The organism is Paenibacillus glacialis (genome assembly GCF_001637205.1).
In the GTDB taxonomy this organism is placed as follows: Bacteria; Bacillota; Bacilli; order Paenibacillales; family Paenibacillaceae; genus Paenibacillus_AQ; species Paenibacillus_AQ glacialis.
In genome coordinates, this window is the sequence record NZ_LVJH01000021.1 from 134127 (window position 1) to 154039 (window position 19913).

Consider the following 19913-nt stretch of genomic DNA (forward strand, 5'->3'; position numbering starts at 1 on the left):
ATTTCAATTAAATCGCAGGCATCACATTTCCACCGCTAACGGGGATGTACGCTCCTGTGATAAAACTTGCTAGATCAGATGCAATAAATGCTACTACATTGGCTATTTCTTGATCACTACCACGACGTCTCAAGGGTACGGTCTGTGAATAGCCTTCACTGACTTCCGTGTTATTGAGTCTGTCATTCTCACTAATTGTCCATCCTGGAGCAATTTGGTTGACGGTAATCTGATGTTCCCCGATTTCTTTGGCTAGCACACGATAAACACCATCCATACCCCTTTTACCCGCTACATAAGCCGATTGCCCAGGAGCATTCTGCATCGAGCACTCTGAATTAATCCCGATAATTCGTCCAGCCTTACGTTCAATCATAGATGGAACGAATGTTTTAGCCAAGAACACACTTTGCATGACACATGAATCGACCTGACTACTATAATCCTCAATGGGTTGTTCGAGGACAGACTTCCATTCATATTGAATAACAGCATTGGCTATTACAATGTCAACAGCATCGAATTGTTCGAGTACACGATCTTTCATGCTCATAATCTCATCGAATTGGGTAATATCTGCACGAACGATCATAGACCGTCTACCAAGAGACTCAATCTCTTGTTTCAGCTCGTTCGCTTTACCTTCGTTGCCATGATAATGAATAATGATATTTGCGCCACACTCGCCTAACGTACGTGCCATTACTCTTCCAAGTTGTCCTGTAGCACCTGTGATTAGAGCTGTTTTTCCTGTTAAATCCACATTCAACATATCATTAACCCCTCTCCCAATGGTGATCAATGCGTCAAGCTATTAAAATGCCCAGTTACCTTCGGAGAAGATTTGAATTTTAGCACCATCATGAGTTAAACCGTAGATGTTCATTTCTGATGATCCCATCATGAAGTCAACGTGAGCAATACTCTGATTCATTCCTTTGGCAGCAAGTTCTTCAGAAGTCATCGTCTTTCCGCCCTCCAGGTTAAATGCATATGAACTACCAATAGCTAAATGACAAGAGGCATTCTCATCGAAAAGAGTTGTATAATACAAAATATTACTTTGGGAAATAGGAGAGTAGAACGGCACCAAAGCAACTTCTCCTAAATAATGCGATCCTTCATCCATATTCACTAAGCGCTCAAGTGTTTCATAACCTTCTTCTGCGGTAAAATTGATAATGCGACCATTCTCGAAAGTGAGTGTGAATCGATCAATAATATTACCACCATAGCTCAGTGGTTTAGTGCTACTAACTTTACCGTTTGCTCCATTCTTTAGTGGAGCTGTGAAGACCTCTTCCGTAGGGATGTTAGCTACGAATGTCGTTCCTTGTTCATTTACGCTACCTGCTTGAGCCCAGATATGACCAACTGGCAATTCAACTGTTAGATCTGTACCTGGAGCAATGAAATGAAGACTGTGGAATTTCTTGTTGTTGAGTTCATCTGACTTGACTTGCAACTTGTCGATATGGTCATGCCAAGCTTGAATTGGGTCTGGTTGATCAGCACGTACTGCTGCAAAAATAGCATCCCAAAGCATGTTCACCTGATCTTCAGGTGCTGCATCAGGGAATACTTTGGCTGCCCAATCCGGAGAGGGAGCAGCTAGTCCGTTCCAGCTCACCTTATCGGCTTGTTGATATTGACGATACTTGGCCATCGCTTGGCCATAAGTTCGTTGATGGTTTGCGATCCGCTCAGGATCTACGCCTTTTAAGAGATCCGGACTTGAAGAAATAACTGTAAGGAACGCGGCACCATTCTCAGCAAGTTCAATCATTTCTCCAGCAAACCATGTTGGAGCTTCAAGAAAAGATTCGTCAGATGCATGGTCGTAACGCATCCGTGACACAGCTTCATCCGTATAATTCACTTTTACGAGCTTAGCACCCGCTTCATAGGCTTTCCGTACGATAAGTTGTACAAGTTGCGCTGAATCAATCATGGCGTTGACAACAAGTGTCTGTCCTGGTTGGATATTGACGCCAATTTGGATGGCTAAAGTAGCATAATTCTCTAATTTCTGTTCAAAACTAAGCATGTTATAATTCCTCCATTGTGTATTTTTATTGTAATATTAAAGTGCCCAGTTCCCGTTGCGGAACACCGGTTCTTCCTGTCCATTTTCGGTAATTCCGTTAATATCCATTTGTGAGGATCCAATCATGAAATCCACATGTGCCACGCTAGTATTCAAACCACGTTCGGACAGCTGTTCCTGTGTCATATCCTTGCCACCCTCAAGACAGAACGCATAAGCACTACCGATCGCTAGATGGTTCGATGCATTCTCATCAAACAAAGTATTGTAGTAGAGAATGTTTGATTCCGAGATAGGGGATTGATGAGGAACAAGAGCAACTTCACCGAGATAATGTGAGCCTTCATCCATCGCAACAAGATGTTCAAGTGTCTCTTGACCTTGCTCAGCAGTTACACTAACAATGCGTCCGTTCTCAAAAGTGATGGAGAAGTTATCAATAATATTACCTCCATAACTAAGAGGCTTCGTACTGCTTACCGTACCATTTACACCTGTTTTTAATGGTGCTGTGAAGACTTCTTCTGTTGGCATATTGGCTACGAAACGATGACCTTGTTCATCAGTACTTTCACCCGCTGCCCAGATATGACCAACAGGCAGTTCAATGGTCAGGTCAGTACCTGGAGCTATGTAGTGAAGTTTTTTATATTTCTTGGCATTGAGAATGGATGATTTGGTAGACAAGGTTTCCAAATGCGTGTGCCATGCTTCTACCGGATTCTCTTGATCCACACGAACGGTATGGAATATAGCTTCCCATAGTTTTTGAACCTGTTCATTCGGAGCAAGGTCTGGGAATACTGCTGCTGCCCATTCAACCGATGGAACAGCTACTATACTCCAACTGAATTTATCTGACTGTACATACTCACGATATTTCTTTAATGCTTGACCTCTTGTTTTTTGAGCAGTTGCAATTCTTGTCTGAGGAATGCCTTTCAGAAGATCTGGGTTCTCCGCTAGGACCGACAGAACAGCTGCACCATTCTCTACGAGTTCTATAATCTCACCTGCATACCATGTTGGTGGAATTGTAAAGGCTTCTTCAGCGGCCAATTCATATTGAAGACGAGTTACAACTTCATCGCTCCAGTTCACTTTAACGAATTTAGCACCAGCTTCATAAGCTTGTTTTACAATCAATCTCACGAATTCAGCAGAAGAAATGGGAGCATTTACAACGAGTGTTTGACCCGGGTGTACGTTTACTCCGATTCTCACAGCCAAATCGGCATATTTGATCAACTGTTGTTGGAAATCTGTCATATGTATTCCTCCAAGTAAAATTAGTAACTTCATTGTATATTGTACTAAATTGGAAACGATAATGAAAACGAACATGTATACATACAATGAACCAAGTAGAAACGGCTATTCCGTCCTTTTTCAAGAACGGCACTCGTTTTAGCCGAAATATAAGGAATAGAGTATGAAGTGAAACTTATACTTTCTTATATTTTAAAGTTTAGACTCCTGTCTTTAGTACATTCTATAAAGATGAAGAAGATGGTATACTATTAAATATATTTAAGGTTAAAGGAGATCACAATCAATGAAAGTACATATTGAAAATGTAGATATGAAGAAAGATGAAGATGATCATTATATTGGTCATGCGTCATTTAGTCTAGATGAGAGTAAGGATTTATTCGAAGTTACGTTCCACAGTAAGAGAGGAACGAATTGGGATTACAGCATTAATTTCGCCAAAGAACCTGGTAATGAAGAAGAATTGTTTAGAGTAGATACACTTCTTATCGAAGACGAAACATTATTTGACCACTTGTTAGATGCAGCACTTGATACCATGTACCCAGCAGATTCTGAACAAGATGATTCAGAAGACGTCGATTCATAAATAAATAACGTACACCACGTAACAACCGTGTAAATGCACGGTTGTTTTGTTTGACAGTTGTTTAACCTCATCTTATAATACCTGTGGGGGTATGCTTTTCAGTGTAATATTTGTTAGATGGGAGATAAGACTATGTGGTGGGTCAGTGTTGTTATTTTTATAGGAATCGTGTTAGTTATTCGAAACGTGTGGCCAACAGAAGAGTTGCATGAAATTCCGTGCGACACCTTAACAAACAAGGATTCAACCTTTAAGTTGCTTGATATAAGAGATGCGTTAGATTACCAAGCAGGTCATGTACCAGGAAGTGTTAATATATCGCTTGGCAGACTGCCTTTTGTAGCTAATGTAGACTTGGCTCCTGAACATTCCGTTATTATTATGGGTAAGAACAATAGAAGGAGCAAAAAAGCAGCTCGTATTTTAAAGAAAAAAGGCTTTCAACATATTTATATCTGTATTATACCAGTCTCATCTTGCTACGAGAATGAACATCACATGTGCTTGTAGTACCGATAGGAGGATAAACAAATGAACTATGATGAGAACATTACACGCCGCTTGAAAAGATTAGAAGGACAAATTCGAGGTGTGTTAAAAATGATGGACGAAGGGAAAGACTGTAAAGAAGTCGTCTCCCAATTATCTGCGGTTCGTAACGCATCTGATACAGCCATTGCTTACATTGTGGCGACGAATCTTGAGCACTGTATATTAGAAGATATGGAAAAGGGAACAGATTCACGCGAACGCATTCAATCGGCTGTGCAGTTGCTTATTAAAAGTCGTTAATGTCATGAATGATAAATGATATGAATGATATTTTCTTATGAAAATATCAACTTTAGAAGAGCAGGGGTCAACTGACTTCCTGTTTTTTAATTCTTTATTCGACACAATGTATACAGGGGGATGATCAATCATGAGAACAAAGTACATAGCAAGCTCTTCCTTAATCGTGATGGGGATTGGTTTTTTATTAACGTTATTTATGCCACAAAATATTGCTGTTCGATTACTCCAAGGTGGATTTGAAGCTGGGCTCGTTGGGGGATTCGCCGATTGGTTCGCGGTAACGGCTTTATTCCGCCATCCTATGGGTATTCCAATTCCTCATACGTCTCTACTTCTGAGCAACCGAGATAAAATTATTAATTCATTAATTTCCGCTATGGAAACCGAACTTCTAAATAAAGAGAGTATTAAACGTAAATTGAGTCAATCTAAAATATTCAAGGCGCTTGCTTCCGGTATTTTTAAACTCATTCGCAAACGTGAGCTTAGAAAGACGATGATTTCTTCCGTAAAATCAATTGTTGAGACGATGCCTCTTGATAAAGTGGCCATTTCTCTTCAGCGTATTCTTGCAGGTTATGTTAGAAACAAAGAATTAGAGCCCATTGTAGCTCAGACAGCCGTTTCCATCGTGGAAAGCCAATATGACGAGAAGGTGTTAGATTATGCCTTGGACTATGGGAAGAAGTGGGCATCTAAACCCGAAAGTGAAGTAATGCTAGGGAATTTGGTGCACAGCAAACTACAAGAGATACAGCTTGGTGGCATGAAAGGGTTCGCCGTTCAGGCATTTCTAGGATTTATGAGTGAGGAGAAGTTAGGTTCATTACTTACAGGCATGATGATTTCTTCTATTGATGATATAGCGAAGCCAGATAGTGAGAATAGGGAGCGTATTCTGCAAGAAATACGAATGCAACTTACGACGGCTGCCTTGAATCCAAATGTAACACTTCAAATTAAATCGTGGTTGGATACAAAACTAACGAATCCAAGTACACAAGTATTCATTTTGAATCAATTAGAAGAGCTGCGTGGTCAACTGCTACATAAATTAAATAGTGAATATGACAATGGTGGTCGGCTCATCTTAACCGCATTCCGTTGGATTACTTCCTCACTTAGTAAACAAGAACAATTGGTACAGAAGTGGGAGCAAGGTATATTGTCACTTATAGGGAATATTGTGGAGACGAATTATTATAGACTCGGTCTATTGGTCAAAGACAACTTAGATCAAATGGATGATCAAACACTTGTACAAATGTTAGAGGATAAAGTGGGTAATGACTTACAATGGATCCGCGTTAATGGTGCTATATGTGGTTTCATTATCGGAATCCTACTTACTGTGCTACATATGGTTGTTTAACAAATACCGTGTATAGGAGGAACCTTCGTTGAAGAAATCAAAATTAGGATCATCTGATTTAATCGTAAGTGAAATTGGACTTGGGTGTATGTCCCTTGGAACGGAAGAATCTTCAGCTATCCGATTAGTTCATGAAGCTTTAGAGAGAGATGTTAACTTCCTTGATACAGCCGATATCTATGATGATGGTCGAAATGAAGTCATCGTAGGAAAAGCGATCAAAGGTCGTCGTCATGATGTGATTCTTGCAACAAAGGTAGGCAATCGCCTGATCCCTAGTCAAGAGGGTATGACATGGGATGCATCTAAAAAGCACATTATTACAGCTGTCAAAGAGAGCTTAACACGTCTTCGGACAGATTATATTGATCTGTATCAACTCCACGGTGGGACAATGCAAGATCCGATCGATGAGACGATAGAAGCCTTCGAACAATTGAAGAAAGAGGGCCTCATCCGTTATTATGGCATTTCATCTATTCGTCAAAATGTTGTTAGAGAGTATGTCTCAAGATCTAACATTGTCAGTGTTATGAGCCAATATAGCATTCTAGATCGACGTCCAGAAGAAGAGATATTACCAACATTAGCTACGAATGACATTAGTATGATTGTACGTGGCCCTGTAGCTAAAGGGATTCTATCCAATCGAGGTGACCAGAAAACAGAAAAGGGTTATCTGGACCACAAAGCAGAAGAATTACAAAAGATACGAGCAGAACTACAATCATTCGTTCATGAAGATAGAAGCATGGCTCAGATTGCGCTTAGATATGTGTTGTCTGACCCCGCAGTGGCGGTTACAATTCCTGGGGCAAGTTCCCTAGACCAGCTTCTTCACAATATAGCTGCGGGTGATGTAACACCACTAACAGAAGAAGAGATAGCAATCATTCGTGAGTTCAGTAAAGCCTATCATTACGCAGAATATCGCTAAAGTTCGAAAGATCGTTATTATCAGAAGCTTGCCCTGTGCAGGCTTTTTTTAATGTTGTCAGTACGACTAATAAACCGTAAACTATGTAAAAAGTATAAGACAAAGGTTGAGATCAATGGAATTAAATCATCAACGTATAGACACACAAGATGACAGCTTTATTCAAGGTGTAAAGGATTGTGTCCCTACGCTTCTCGGTTACTTGAGCATAGGGTTTGCCGCTGGTGTAGTGGGAAACACCTCGGGTATGAGCGTGAGCGAAATTGCATTAATGAGTGCTTTGCTCTACGCTGGATCAGGTCAATTTATCGCGGCGGGTATGATCGCTGCCAGTTCACCTATTTCGGCTATTATTTTTACGATCTTCTTTATTAATATACGACATCTTTTACTAAGCGCAGCCGTTGCTCCGCATCTCAAAGGGTTATCTTCTTGGAAGAATCTAGTCATCGGCTCTCAATTGACGGATGAGACATTCGGAGTGGCCATGAATCATGTAGCGAGTGGTAAGAAATTGGGGTATCGTTGGATGTTGGGACTTAATATTACTGCATATCTGAACTGGCTACTAGCAACGATAGCAGGAGGGTTGCTTGGAAAGTGGATTCCTCATCCGGAAGTGTATGGACTTGATTTTGCCTTACCGGCAATGTTTATTGGGTTACTTGTACTTCAACTTCATAGTAGTAAAAAGGTATTGGTTCCTATGATCGTAGCATTGAGCTCTGTATTGATCGTGATTGGCGCCAGTTATATATTTAGCGGAAGTATGGGAGTTATCATTGCGGCCGTAATTAGTTCAACGATAGGAGCTGTCATTCAGAAATGGACATCAGATGGAACATCTTAATTATAATAATGGGTTCTGCCCTTGTAACGTTAATTCCTCGCGTACTCCCATTAGTTGTACTCAGTCGGTTTCAACTTCCTAATGGTCTAATTCGTTGGTTACAACATATCCCGGTTGCAGTCATGGCGGCATTAATTGCTCAAGAGTTGTTTATTGCAAATGGGAATTTTGCATTCAAGCAACTTGAGTGGTTAGCTGCACTTCCCACATTTGCAGTTGCCATATTCACTCGTAGCTTACTTGGAACTGTGATCGTAGGACTGGTATCTATGATGTTACTTAGATGGTTGTTTTAAGTGGATTTAGGGATCATCCTCCCTCCACTCAAGAGATTGCCGATTCAATAGTAGTATATTTTAGATGGAAATAAGAGAATGGACCGCCTACTTTCAGGCGGTCCATTCTTGCTTCATTATCCTCAAATAGGTTAAGTGATCTCATTTAAAGAATAATTTAATACAGTACTGTTGACAATGAGGTACACACAATTTAAACTAATAGTTATTGATAAAGATTATCATTTGCAATGACAATAGTCATAACATTTATATTATTCTTACATAGCATCGTAAATAAGAGGAGGATCATCCCATGGAATTAACACAATTGATTAAAGAAAGAAGATCTATTCAAATATTTGAGGAACGCGAGGTTTCACTAGATCTTGTAAAGGAACTATTGGACACGGCTGTATGGGTCCCTAACCATAGAATGACACAACCATGGCGGTTCGTAATTGTCCATGGGGAAGCACGTAAGCGTATTGCTGAATTAAAAGGAAAACCTGGGGATGCTTCATTTAATGTGAATTACTATAATAAAATGATGGATGTTCCCATGTTTATTGCTGTAGTCATTAAGGAAAATCCTGTTATCGGTATTCGTGAAGAGGATTATTCCTCTGCGAGTTGTATCATCCAGAATTTGAGCTTACTTGCTTGGGAACAAGGCTTAGGTATGATATGGAAAAGTTATGGTCACATGCATGAAGCAGCGTACCGAGATGCATTAGGAATTCAACCTGGCGAAAGAGTCGTGGGTAGTCTTCATGTAGGATACGCGAGTCAAGTTCCAAATGCTCAACCAAGAATTCCAGCAACCGATCTAATCACAGTGATTGACCAAGCATAAGCTTATATTAAATATACCTTTGTAACTAATTAGTCTTACGTGCGAGCATAAGATTTGAGATGAATGAAGCGAACCTATGGAATAAATGAGAGCGTGAGTGTCATCCTCGCAATCATCTGTTTCGTAGGTTTTTTTAATGTGTCAGAAAGAGTATCTAGTTCAAAGAATAAGAACGGGTTAAATAGAACAATAATATGGCTATGGAATAATTGTGAAGTCATTGGAATCCAAGAAGAGGTGATGTTTTGAATCAAGCGGATTTTGAAGAGGCTCGTAAAGCCGAAGCCATCTATCATAACGAGTTGTACAGTGATTATGAGATATTAGAACCCGGAACGTGGTTGTCCAAGCCCAACCAGGTGGTCATGGAACTTCTAGATCGGCTGTTGGTACATAAGGATCATCTAAACGTTCTGGATCTAGGTTGTGGTGCCGGTCGCAACACGATTCCCATTGCGCTGCGACTTCAAGAGACGGCAAGTAAGGTGCTAGGGTTAGATTTACTATCTGAAGCCATCGATAAGCTACGTGCCAATGCCGATAAATACGGTGTTTCGGATGTCATTCAAGCTAAGGAAGTTGATGTTGAACACGCGGATATATCGAAAGAACATTACGACTATATTGTGGCATGCGGATGCCTCGAACACCTCTCCTCTGAGGTGGCGTTCTTACAGGTTCTCGAACGAATGAAGCAAGGTACCCGCATGGGTGGGATACACTGTATTATCCTGAACACGGAGATCCAGGAAGTGGAACGAGATACTGGTCGTGAGTTAGATACATTGATCGAGCTGAATCTACCGAAGGATAAGGCCGTTACTATTTTTGAAAGAGTGTATCATGGTTGGAATGTACTCGAACAACAAAACGTAATTCGTTCGGTCGATGAGGAGAAATATGATACACCAACGCAGTTTCGTAGTCAGTCGATCACATTTGCTGTGCAGAAGATTAAAGAAATGTAGGATATGAATACATGAAATGCTGATTGGGTAAATCCAGTCGGTATTTTTGTGTGTGGAATAACTCTTATCCAATAAACTATATATAATTCCAGTTATCCTTTGCTTTGCGGTCTCTTTGTGTGTTCATGGTATACTGAAACTATTGTTTTTTGGATGAATGTTTAGTTTTTATGAAGCGAAAGGGAGTTGAAGGATTGAATGTCATACAGATAGGTCCATTGGTGCTGAATTTAGAATTACTCATTTTTATATTGTCTGCATTTATAGGTTATTTGGCCTTGAAATACCGTTTGAAGAAGGCTGCTGTTGCCGTTGATGGAAATGTTAGCGATAAATTTGTGAATGCACTCATCCTAGGTTTTGTGATATGGAAAGGTAGCTTAATTATTTTCGATCCCATGTCAGTAATTCAATATCCGATGTCTCTCTTATATTTCAGTGGTGGGGAGAAAGGCCTATGGTTGGCTATAACCATTTCCATTCTATATATTTGGATTCGTACACGGAAAGACGGTACCTCCATCATGATGAATCTGGATCTTTTACTGGCTGGCTGGATTGCAAGCAGCGTTATGTATCATCTCTTGCTCTTAACTCTAAACCGGGAAAATGTGTTATACCATTCACTAAATATCGTTCTAAATATCGTCCTCTCTTTATACTGTTACACTAGAAAAAAACCTGTATTTCTAAGCCGATTTATGATCTGGTACAGCGTGATTATGATCGGGGTATCTTTTGCTGAGAAGGATAGAACGTTTTTTGTATTCGGTTTCACGAAGGTACAGATGATTTATTTCATTTTATTTATCATATTCTTATGGATAGATACCGCTTTGGATAAGGAACGTAGGGAGGAGGCTCATTGATGGAAAATGCAACAGTTATTGTAGCCCTAATTGCCGGAATTCTTTCTTTCCTTTCACCATGTGTGTTTCCACTGATTCCTGCTTATGTATCACATTTAACGGGTTCATTTGTTCAAGATAATAAAATCAATGTTGAGAAAAAGTTACTTATGATGCGGTCTATCAGTTTCATTGTGGGATTTAGTGTGATATTCGTAGCCATGGGTGCTTCGGCAAGTTTCATCGGTCAATTTTTTAACGAAAACCGAGATCTCGTTGGAAAAATAAGTGGTCTACTTATCATTGTATTTGGACTACAGATGGCAGGCGTGCTGACTTTGCGGTTTCTTATGTTTGAGAAAAAGTGGATCACCACGGATAATTCAAAAAAAGGAAATGTGAGCTCTTTTATTCTAGGATTGGCCTTTGGTTCTGGATGGACTCCATGTGTGGGGTTGGCGTTATCCTCCATATTACTGCTTGCTGGATCCACGGATACGATGTATAGCGGCATGTTATTATTATTTGTATATTCTATCGGATTAGGAATTCCTTTTCTTATTCTATCTTTTTTGATCACGCATTCATTAGGGCTTTTGAAAAAGATAAACAGATGGTTACCGATGCTTTCTACCATTAATGGTTGGATCTTGGTTGTTATGGGATTGTTACTTTTCACGGGTAATTTACAAAAGATAAGCGCCTATTTGGCACAATTCACAACATTTAGTTATTAAGAAAGGGGTCCATATGCGGAAAAACGGTATTGCAATCATAATATTACTGATTTTAGTCGTGTGGGGAGTCTACGATTACACAAAGGATAATGGAACACCAAATGAGCAAACGAGTTCAGCAGGGGTAAAGGTAGGCATTAAAAAAGGTGATACAGCACCCGATTTTAAGTTACTTACGTTGGATGAGAAACAGATGAAACTTTCAGAATTCGCAGGCAAGAAAGTGATATTGAACTTCTGGGCTACTTGGTGTCCTCCTTGCAGAGTTGAAATGCCACACATGGAGAAATTGTACAAGGATTATGAGGAAGATGTAGTGGTGTTATCCGTAAATTTAACACAAACCGAAAAAAACCAGAGTGATGTTATAGCGTTTGTTGAAGATTTCGGACTAACGTTTCCGGTCGTGATGGATATAGAGGGCGACGTCGCTACTACATATCAAATTTTCACATATCCGACGACTTATATTATTGATTCTCAAGGCATTATTCAGGAGATTTTTAAAGGTGCAATTAATTATGAGATTATGGAAAAGGCAATAACCAAAGTAAATTAAAAAGGCGAGTTAGTGGAATTGTTCACTACATTAATTGTTAAACGGTAAAAGATTTTGGTAAAATGAACAGATCAAAACCCCGAAGGGAAGACTACATATGCATACAAAAACCGAAAAAGAGAAAATGATCGATGGGGAATTATATATTGCTGGAGACCCACAATTAACGCAAGACCGTGAGAATGCTAGAAAATTAACTCGGTTATATAATCAAACAATTTTGAGTGTGTTATTCTAGACGTATGTGAAGTTCGTATCGGCGATAATTGTTTCATTGCACCAGGTGTACATATCTATACTGCGACGCATCCATTAAATCCTTATGAGCGAAGTAATGGGACAGAGTATGGTAAACCTGTGACGATAGGTAATAATGTATGGATTGGTGGAGGTTCGATCATCAATCCTGGTGTTACGATTGGTGACAATGTGGTTATAGCCTCTGGTTCAGTGGTCACGAAAGATGTCCCTAATGATGTGGTCGTTGGAGGCAATCCAGCTCGATTCATTAAACAAATAGACGTTAGTAATCCTGACTCCAACAATAAGATGTTGTGAACACGAAGTGATAGCAGGAAAATATACATCTTAATTATCAAGGATGTATTTGTTGAAATTTAAAAATGACTATGATACGATACTTTTAAGTTGATGATTGGAGTGAAAAGTATATGTAGGATTTCTTGCAAACAATGTAAATGAATAAAACACGGACTGCGATTTTTCGCATGTTTTATTTTTTATATGCAAGAAAGTTACTATATCTTTTCACTTAAATAATATATCCTAATCTAACTCTATCTTCATATGCATTGGGGAGGGTTGGATTATGTATTTATTTGAGCTACAAGAAAGTAACTTTCTTGTAGCTCTTATTTTTTTATACAGGAGGATATTTGTATGTCATTAATTAATGTTACAAACCTGACGTTTGCCTATGAGGGCAGTTACGATAATATATTTGAAAATGTAAGTTTTCAAATCGATACCGATTGGAAATTAGGTTTTACGGGAAGAAACGGTAGAGGTAAGACATCATTTCTCAATTTGTTGCTAGGTAAATATGAATACAGCGGAAATATATCTGCTCATGTTAGTTTTGAATATTTCCCTTTCCATGTCGAAAACAAGCAAAGTAATACGATTGAAGTAATCAACGATATTTTCCCGGATTATATTCACTGGAAGCTCATGCGTGAGCTTTCATTACTAAAGGTTTCTGATGATATTTTATATAGATCTTTTGATTCATTGTCTAACGGAGAGCAAACGAAAGTATTACTGGCTGCATTATTTATAAAGGACAATAGTTTTCTGTTGATAGATGAACCAACCAACCATCTTGACATGACTGCAAGAAAACTTGTCAGTGATTATCTCAAAACCAAAAGTGGATATATTCTGGTATCTCACGATAGATCATTCCTTGATAATTGCGTAGACCACACCCTTTCCATCAATAAGACCAACATAGAAATTCAAAAAGGTAATTTCTCCGCTTGGTGGGAAAATAAAATGAGACAGGATAACTTTGAGCGTGCAGAGAATGAGAAACTTAGAAGAGACATTAAACGGTTATCGGGTTCCGCTAAACGAACGGGTAACTGGTCGCACGAAGTGGAAAAAACCAAAAATGGAACAAGAAATTCCGGTTCAAAAGTAGATAAAGGTTATATTGGCCATAAGGCTGCTAAAATGATGAAACGCTCTAAATCAATTGAACAAAGACAGCTATCTGCCATTGATGAAAAGTCTAAACTCCTTAAAAATATCGAAAACTCAGACAGCTTAGAGATTTCACAACTTGACTTTCATAAAAACCTGCTTGCTGAGCTAGATCATGTTTCTATTTATTATGGTGAGAAAATGGTTTGTGAAGATATAAGTTTTACAATTGAGCAAGGGATGCGAATAGCACTTGCGGGTAAAAACGGATCAGGAAAATCGAGTATTATCAAACTTATTTGCAGCGAGGATTTAAATTATACAGGTAACTTCATGAAGGATAGTCAGTTGAAAATATCCTATGTATCACAAGATACATCTCATCTTTATGGGAATTTATCTGACTACGCTGTAAATAACGGGATTGATGAAAGCCTATTTAAATCGATTTTAAGAAAACTTGATTTCTCCAGAGTTCAATTAGAGAAGGATATATCAGATTTTAGTGGAGGGCAAAAAAAGAAAGTATTGATTGCAAAAAGTCTTAGTGAGAATGTTCATTTACACATTTGGGATGAGCCGCTTAATTTTATTGATATTATATCTCGTATGCAGATTGAAGAGTTACTGCTTGAATACGCACCAACCATTCTTTTTGTGGAGCATGACAGAGAATTTTGCAACAATGTTGCAACAGAAATCATTGATCTCTAGCCTGTGGTCTGTTGATACAGATCATTCCTATGTTTTAATACTCGAGATAAGAGAACAGGACATATAGATGTCCAGTTAGGTATGCTATGATCTTGAAATAACAGTCCGAACAAAGGAGATACAGATGGCAGAACCATTGAAACACATGTATAATGAACAATTTTTAAGAGGATTTAGCGAAAAGATACACGATGTTTATGATGCTTTTGATATAGATGGATTTATGGATACAGCGATGGATGACACATGGGAAGCACTTGAATTGAAAGCTCGAATGAGACGGATTACAATATCACTCGGGACATTTCTACCTCCTGGGTATAAAGATGCACTGAACGTACTATTCAAGATTGATAATTCATGTATCGGATTTCCATATTTGTTCTTCCCAGATTTCGTGGAGGTGTATGGTCAGGGTGAGGAGCATTGGGCACTTTCGATGAAAGCGTTAGAGCGATTCACATCGAAATCATCTGCGGAATTTGCAGTGAGACCTTTTCTACTTCGTGATCCAGTGCGGATGATGTCTCAAATGTTGAAATGGGCGGGACATCCACAGGAGCATGTTCGTCGTCTTGCAAGTGAGGGCTGTCGCCCGCGTCTGCCGTGGGGACAGGCATTACCGATGTTCAAGCATGATCCATCGCCAATCCTTCCAGTCCTTGAGCTGTTGAAGGCAGATCCATCACTGTATGTGCGTAAGAGTGTTGCCAACAATCTAAATGACATCGTGAAAGATCATCCTTCCGTCGTGATTGATATATCAAGGCGCTGGAAAGGTATGAATCCACACACAGACTGGATCGTACGACACGGCTGTCGGACCTTAATTCGAAAGGCTGATCCTGAAATTATGTCGTTGTTCGGATATGCAGAACCGATGGAAGGAACCGCATCCATTTCTACCTTTGCATCGCTGTCGGTTCAACCAACAACTGTACCTATTGGAGGTATAACTGAGCTACGATACGAACTTCACATTCAGGATGGCGAACAAGCACATATCCGAGTCGAATACGGAATTGATTTCGTGAAAGCAAAAGGAAATACATCGCGCAAATCATTCCTATTGTCAGACAAAACCGTACCTGGTGGCACCATTCTTAAAGGCGTGCGTAATCACAACTGGATGGACTTAACAACCCGCCGGCATTATCCTGGTGAGCACCGGATTTCACTATTAGTCAACGGACGTGAAGTAGCTAATGGAATGGTAGATATCATAGAAACATAATGTGTAATTGTGTAGGGATTGTGGCTATCCTTAATCTTGCGTATGATGAAGTAGATCTAACTAAGATTCAATTTCAAGACGTTCTATACGTTGAAGGCGACACTAAAAAGAAGTAATTGAAACTATAAAGTAATAACAAAAGAACCCTATTAAATAAGGGTTCTTTTGCTTTTTGCTATGTGCAGAATTGTGTTTCATTTAATTTGACCGATTGTTAGAAGTTAGGCACTAAACGAACTAGTTTATCTGCGGTACCGTCCCCGTTCTTATCGCCATTATTACTGGTGACGAAATAAAGTGAACCATCCGGTGCTTCGACAATGTCGCGGATGCGGCCGTATTTATTTAGAAACAAGTAATTCAGATTATTGCTGCCTATCGTAGGTTTGCCGTTCTGTTCTCCAACGACCATTCTAATGATTTGTTTACCCTTTAAATTAGTTACTAGCAGATTGCCTGCCCACGGACCTTGGGTTACAAAGGTTATACCAGATGGAGCCCAAGTTGTGCCATTTGCATAAATAAGTGGAGGCGTTATACCAGTTTGATTCTGGTTTCCGCCCTCATATTTAGGCCACCCGTAATTTTTCCCAGGTTCGACGAAGTTGATCTCATCCTTAGAGGACTCGCCATGCTCCGATATAAAGAGACGGTTCGTGCCAGGTTGCCATGCGATGCCTTGAGGATTTCGATGTCCTCGGCTATAGATCGGAGAGGAAGCACCAAATGGGTTATCGCTTGGAATTGTGCCGTCCAAATTGAGTCGGAACATTTTTCCTCCGAGGTAGTTCAACGTATCATCTTTATTTCCATAGTTACCGTCACTGAAATACAGTTTGTTGTCAGGGCCTATTTTCACACGTCCACCGTTGTGATAGACCGCACCAGGAAGATTAGTGATAAGAACCTTATCCAATGTTGCTTTGTTGTTATTTTCTTTAAGACGAACGACCTGATTGGCTACTTTGTTGTCGGATGTTTTGTAGGAATGATAGATATACATGTAATGGTTGGTGGCGAAATTGGGATCGAGAGCGATTCCCAATAAGCCGCCTTCACTCTTAGGCATATAATAGAAAGGGGAGCCGAGTGTCATGACTGGGGTTGATTTCAATTGGCCGTTCACAACAACACGGATTCTGCCACTATTTCGTTCCGTGAAGAATATCCGTCCATCTTGTGCTAATGCAATTGCCCAAGGGGTTTCCAAATTATTAGCCACAACCTCAGGTGTATAAGGATCGGTAGAGGTAGCGCTGGTTTTGACAGACAACGCGGAACTCGCTGCCGATACATTACCTGCTAAATCCCTAGCTTTTACGGTAAAGCTGTACGTAGTATTAGCCGTAAGTCCTGTGACATTAAAGGATGTTGTTGGCGTACTACCAGCAAGTGTCCCGTTTCTATAAATGTCGTATGCATAGACGCTTACGTTATCCGTAGATGCTGTCCAACTTAAATTAACGGACGAGGATGTTTTGCTTGAACTAACAAGTCCTGATGGAGAAGTTGGATTCTGCGTGTCGATTAGGCTTGTTGTTGTAACGGTTAGAGGACTACTGGCATTGGAAATATTCCCTGCAGCATCTTTAGCTTTCACAGTAATGTTATAATTCGTATTTGGCGTCAATCCCGTAAAGGTATAGGTAGTGCTCGTTACACTCGCTTGCGTCAATACATTGTCTTTGTACACGTCATAATCCTTAACACCTACATCATCCAACGACGCGGTCCATGATATGTTTGCTGTTGTACTCGTTACACTGTTTGCCTGCAAGTTCGTCGGTTCAGTAGGAGGGAATACATCCCCAGTGGCGTTTACTTTTACTTGATCAAAGGTGGCCGTACTTAATTGCGAAACATTATGGCTGGTGACAGCCAACCCGACATACAACGAGGCATTCATATTTAGCGTCAAATTCCCCAAATCGCCCCAGTTCAACCCGTTGTTGGATACATAACCTTTGATGACGTTGCCTTTGCGTTCAAGCTTTACCCAATTCGGGCTCGTAGACGCTATTTTTACACTTTGGGAAGTTCCGCCTGTTGCAGTACGGTACTGGAACGTGAACCCGTTAGAAGGCGTCAATAACAAATCGACATGTTTGGAATCAGGATTCAATGTTTCTCTTATCATGATGCCGGCCTTGGCAAAATCATGGGGGTTGGTCTGAGAGGATATAAGTGCAATAATCGAACCGTCGCCAGTCCATGGCTGATACACATAATTGAACTGATCCGTTTTACCCCAAATGTCCGTGCCTGCGCCACTTACTGTAAATTGATCAATGGTTGGATCGTACGAGGCGCTGCCTGTTATTGCGGGAGATCCAATCGTTACTTGATTCCAGGGATTCGGCACAGAAGCTGCAACCAACTCGGCCGGCTCAGTCGTCTCAGTCACTTCTGCAAATCCTGGGCTAGGCAATAGTGTTAGAAATAAACAAATAGACAGACTTAAAGCAATAATTTTGCTTCGTTTAATCATCAATACACATCCTCTTTAGTTTTTGGAATGGCATTAAAGTACTACTTTTACAAAAAAAATTAAATTCTCCTTTCATAAAGTTAAAACGCTTATACTTTCAAGAATATTTTAACATAAAAATTTATTATTGTAATTAAAATCCAATAAAATGGTGACTTATTATATTTTTTTATATAGGAAAATAATCCCTCTAATATATTTGCGTCTTTTAAGAGAAACCGTGCGTCTAATCCTTGTAAACTTCATGAAGAACTACAAAAACATACATCACAATACGAGGAGTAATAATAATGAAAAAACAAATGATTGCAATATGTACTGCTACAGTTTTAGTCGGATCGGTATTCGGGATTCAAAGCATAACAAAGGCAGATCATTCTGAGACGCTCACTCCACAAAGTTCACAGCAGCAAACATCTAACCCAGCAACGGTAACATCCAATAAGGAAGCATCCGCAACATTTCGCAACATTAAAACAGATCGGATCGAACATTACATGTTGACAGGCAAAGCCAGCGTATTTGAGGGCACGTATCAATATGTTGTGAAGCAAGGTGAGCGCGTGATCGTCAAAGGCTTCGGGACGGCATCACAAGGTGGACCCGAATGGGGTACGATTTCACAGACGATTTCGATTCCAAAAAGTAAGCTTAACGGTAAGGAGCCATTAACCGTTACATTATTTGAAATAGATCAAGAGAGTGGCGCAGTTGTAAACAAGCTGACTGCTCCATTGAACGCAAGTAAAACAAGAAACAACCATGTATTTCGTAACATTAAGCTTACTCCTGCCACAAAAACAACGACTGAATATGCAGTGAAAGGCCAAGCCAGCATATTCGAAGGTACCTATCAATATGCTGTGAAGCAAGGTGATCGTGTAATCGTGAAAGGCTTTGGAACGGCATCGCAAGGTGGGCCGGAATGGGGTGCGATCTCAGAAATGATTTCGATTCCAAAAAACAAGCTTAACGGCAAGCAACCATTAACACTTGAATTATTTGAAATAGATCAAGAGAGCGGCGCTGTCGTAAATAAACATACGGTTCCAATGAACGTTATTAAAACAACGGACAATCAGGCGTTTCGTAATATTAAGGTTGCCGCTGCCGCACAAACAACGACTGAATTCACGATGACAGGCCAAGCTAGCGTATTTGAGGGAACCTATCAATATGTCATGAAGCAAGGTGAGCGCGTGATCGTCAAAGGCTTTGGGACGGCTTCCCAAGGTGGGCCGGAATGGGGTACGATTTCACAAACGATTTCGATTCCAAATAGTAAACTTAGCAGCAAACAGTCATTAACACTTGAATTGTTTGAAGTAGATCAAGAGAGTGGCGCTATCGTAAATAAACTAATCGTTCCATTAAACGTAAGTCAAACAGTGAACAACCAAGTGTTTCGTAATATTAAGCTTGTTCCTGCCACAAAAACAACGATTGAATATGAAGTGACAGGTCAAGCCAGCGTATTCGAAGGTACCTATCAATATGCAGTAAAACAAGGTGAACGCGAGATCGTCAAAGGCTTCGGCACAGCATCACAAAGTGGACCAGAATGGGGTACGATTTCACAAACTATCTCGATTCCCAAAAGTAAGTTATACGGCAAGCAACCATTAACACTAGAATTATTTGAAATAGATCAAGAGAGCGGTGCTGTCGTAAATAAACTGGCATTAGCTCTGAAATAATGTCATTTAA

The 19913-nt window shown here is 39.9% G+C and carries 19 protein-coding genes and 1 pseudogene; 16 read left to right on the top strand and 4 right to left on the bottom strand.

The window, feature by feature from the left end; translation table 11 throughout:
- Positions 1–7: 7 nt before the first annotated feature.
- Genes PGLA_RS12355 through PGLA_RS12365 form a run of 3 tightly spaced genes read right to left on the bottom strand, consistent with a single transcriptional unit; the run spans position 8 to position 3316 of the window.
- On the bottom strand, positions 8–772 hold the full coding sequence (locus tag PGLA_RS12355; protein WP_425415376.1) for an SDR family NAD(P)-dependent oxidoreductase: 765 nt from the start codon (positions 770–772) through the stop codon (positions 8–10).
- Between the two features lie 42 nt (positions 773–814).
- On the bottom strand, positions 815–2047 hold the full coding sequence (locus PGLA_RS12360; RefSeq protein ID WP_068533113.1) for an aminopeptidase: 1233 nt from the start codon (positions 2045–2047) through the stop codon (positions 815–817).
- Between the two features lie 36 nt (positions 2048–2083).
- Positions 2084–3316, bottom strand: coding sequence for an aminopeptidase (locus tag PGLA_RS12365; RefSeq protein ID WP_068533115.1), 1233 nt, complete (start codon positions 3314–3316; stop codon positions 2084–2086).
- Positions 3317–3602: 286 nt separating this feature from the next.
- Here PGLA_RS12365 and PGLA_RS12370 point away from each other — a divergent pair, with 286 nt between their 5' ends.
- From PGLA_RS12370 to PGLA_RS12440, 15 genes and pseudogenes are all read left to right on the top strand, one after another.
- Positions 3603–3908, top strand: coding sequence for a hypothetical protein (locus tag PGLA_RS12370; RefSeq protein ID WP_068533116.1), 306 nt, complete (start codon positions 3603–3605; stop codon positions 3906–3908).
- 132 nt (positions 3909–4040) lie between these two features.
- Positions 4041–4418 carry a rhodanese-like domain-containing protein gene (locus PGLA_RS12375; RefSeq protein WP_068533118.1) on the top strand — a complete coding sequence of 126 codons (378 nt, stop codon included), beginning with the start codon at positions 4041–4043 and terminating at the stop codon, positions 4416–4418.
- 21 nt (positions 4419–4439) lie between these two features.
- Positions 4440–4700 (top strand): metal-sensitive transcriptional regulator, encoded by a 261-nt coding sequence (locus PGLA_RS12380; RefSeq protein WP_068533120.1) that lies wholly within the window; start codon positions 4440–4442, stop codon positions 4698–4700.
- A gap of 130 nt (positions 4701–4830) precedes the next feature.
- On the top strand, positions 4831–6075 hold the full coding sequence (locus PGLA_RS12385; RefSeq protein ID WP_068533122.1) for a DUF445 domain-containing protein: 1245 nt from the start codon (positions 4831–4833) through the stop codon (positions 6073–6075).
- A 28-nt stretch (positions 6076–6103) separates the two neighbouring features.
- Entirely contained in the window at positions 6104–7012 is a 909-nt protein-coding gene (locus PGLA_RS12390; protein ID WP_068533124.1) for an aldo/keto reductase, read from the top strand.
- A 115-nt stretch (positions 7013–7127) separates the two neighbouring features.
- Positions 7128–7862, top strand: a complete 735-nt coding sequence (locus PGLA_RS12395) for an AzlC family ABC transporter permease (protein ID WP_068533126.1) — start codon at positions 7128–7130, stop codon at positions 7860–7862.
- Entirely contained in the window at positions 7838–8158 is a 321-nt protein-coding gene (locus PGLA_RS12400) for an AzlD domain-containing protein (protein ID WP_068533128.1), read from the top strand. The genes PGLA_RS12395 and PGLA_RS12400 overlap by 25 nt, the downstream gene beginning before the upstream one ends.
- Positions 8159–8453: 295 nt before the next feature.
- Positions 8454–8993, top strand: a complete 540-nt coding sequence (locus PGLA_RS12405; RefSeq protein WP_068533130.1) for a nitroreductase family protein — start codon at positions 8454–8456, stop codon at positions 8991–8993.
- A gap of 245 nt (positions 8994–9238) precedes the next feature.
- Complete coding sequence (locus PGLA_RS12410; RefSeq protein WP_068533131.1) at positions 9239–9961, top strand: class I SAM-dependent methyltransferase; 723 nt, start codon at positions 9239–9241, stop codon at positions 9959–9961.
- Positions 9962–10131: 170 nt separating this feature from the next.
- Positions 10132–10830, top strand: coding sequence for a hypothetical protein (locus tag PGLA_RS12415; protein ID WP_068533133.1), 699 nt, complete (start codon positions 10132–10134; stop codon positions 10828–10830).
- Positions 10830–11546 carry a cytochrome c biogenesis CcdA family protein gene (locus PGLA_RS12420; RefSeq protein WP_068533135.1) on the top strand — a complete coding sequence of 239 codons (717 nt, stop codon included), beginning with the start codon at positions 10830–10832 and terminating at the stop codon, positions 11544–11546. The genes PGLA_RS12415 and PGLA_RS12420 overlap by 1 nt, the downstream gene beginning before the upstream one ends.
- A 13-nt stretch (positions 11547–11559) precedes the next feature.
- On the top strand, positions 11560–12105 hold the full coding sequence (locus PGLA_RS12425; protein ID WP_068533137.1) for a TlpA family protein disulfide reductase: 546 nt from the start codon (positions 11560–11562) through the stop codon (positions 12103–12105).
- 97 nt (positions 12106–12202) lie between these two features.
- Positions 12203–12663: pseudogene (locus tag PGLA_RS12430) on the top strand (maltose acetyltransferase domain-containing protein).
- A 342-nt stretch (positions 12664–13005) separates the two neighbouring features.
- Entirely contained in the window at positions 13006–14484 is a 1479-nt protein-coding gene (locus PGLA_RS12435) for an Lsa family ABC-F type ribosomal protection protein (protein WP_068533139.1), read from the top strand.
- A gap of 124 nt (positions 14485–14608) precedes the next feature.
- Positions 14609–15718 (top strand): DNA alkylation repair protein, encoded by a 1110-nt coding sequence (locus PGLA_RS12440; RefSeq protein ID WP_068533141.1) that lies wholly within the window; start codon positions 14609–14611, stop codon positions 15716–15718.
- 214 nt (positions 15719–15932) lie between these two features.
- Here PGLA_RS12440 and PGLA_RS12445 read toward each other — a convergent pair whose 3' ends face one another.
- Complete coding sequence (locus tag PGLA_RS12445; RefSeq protein WP_068533143.1) at positions 15933–18206, bottom strand: PQQ-dependent sugar dehydrogenase; 2274 nt, start codon at positions 18204–18206, stop codon at positions 15933–15935.
- A gap of 290 nt (positions 18207–18496) precedes the next feature.
- On the opposite strand from PGLA_RS12445, the gene PGLA_RS28905 reads away from it, so the two are divergent.
- Positions 18497–19903 (top strand): Gmad2 immunoglobulin-like domain-containing protein, encoded by a 1407-nt coding sequence (locus PGLA_RS28905; protein WP_068533145.1) that lies wholly within the window; start codon positions 18497–18499, stop codon positions 19901–19903.
- Positions 19904–19913: the final 10 nt, after the last annotated feature.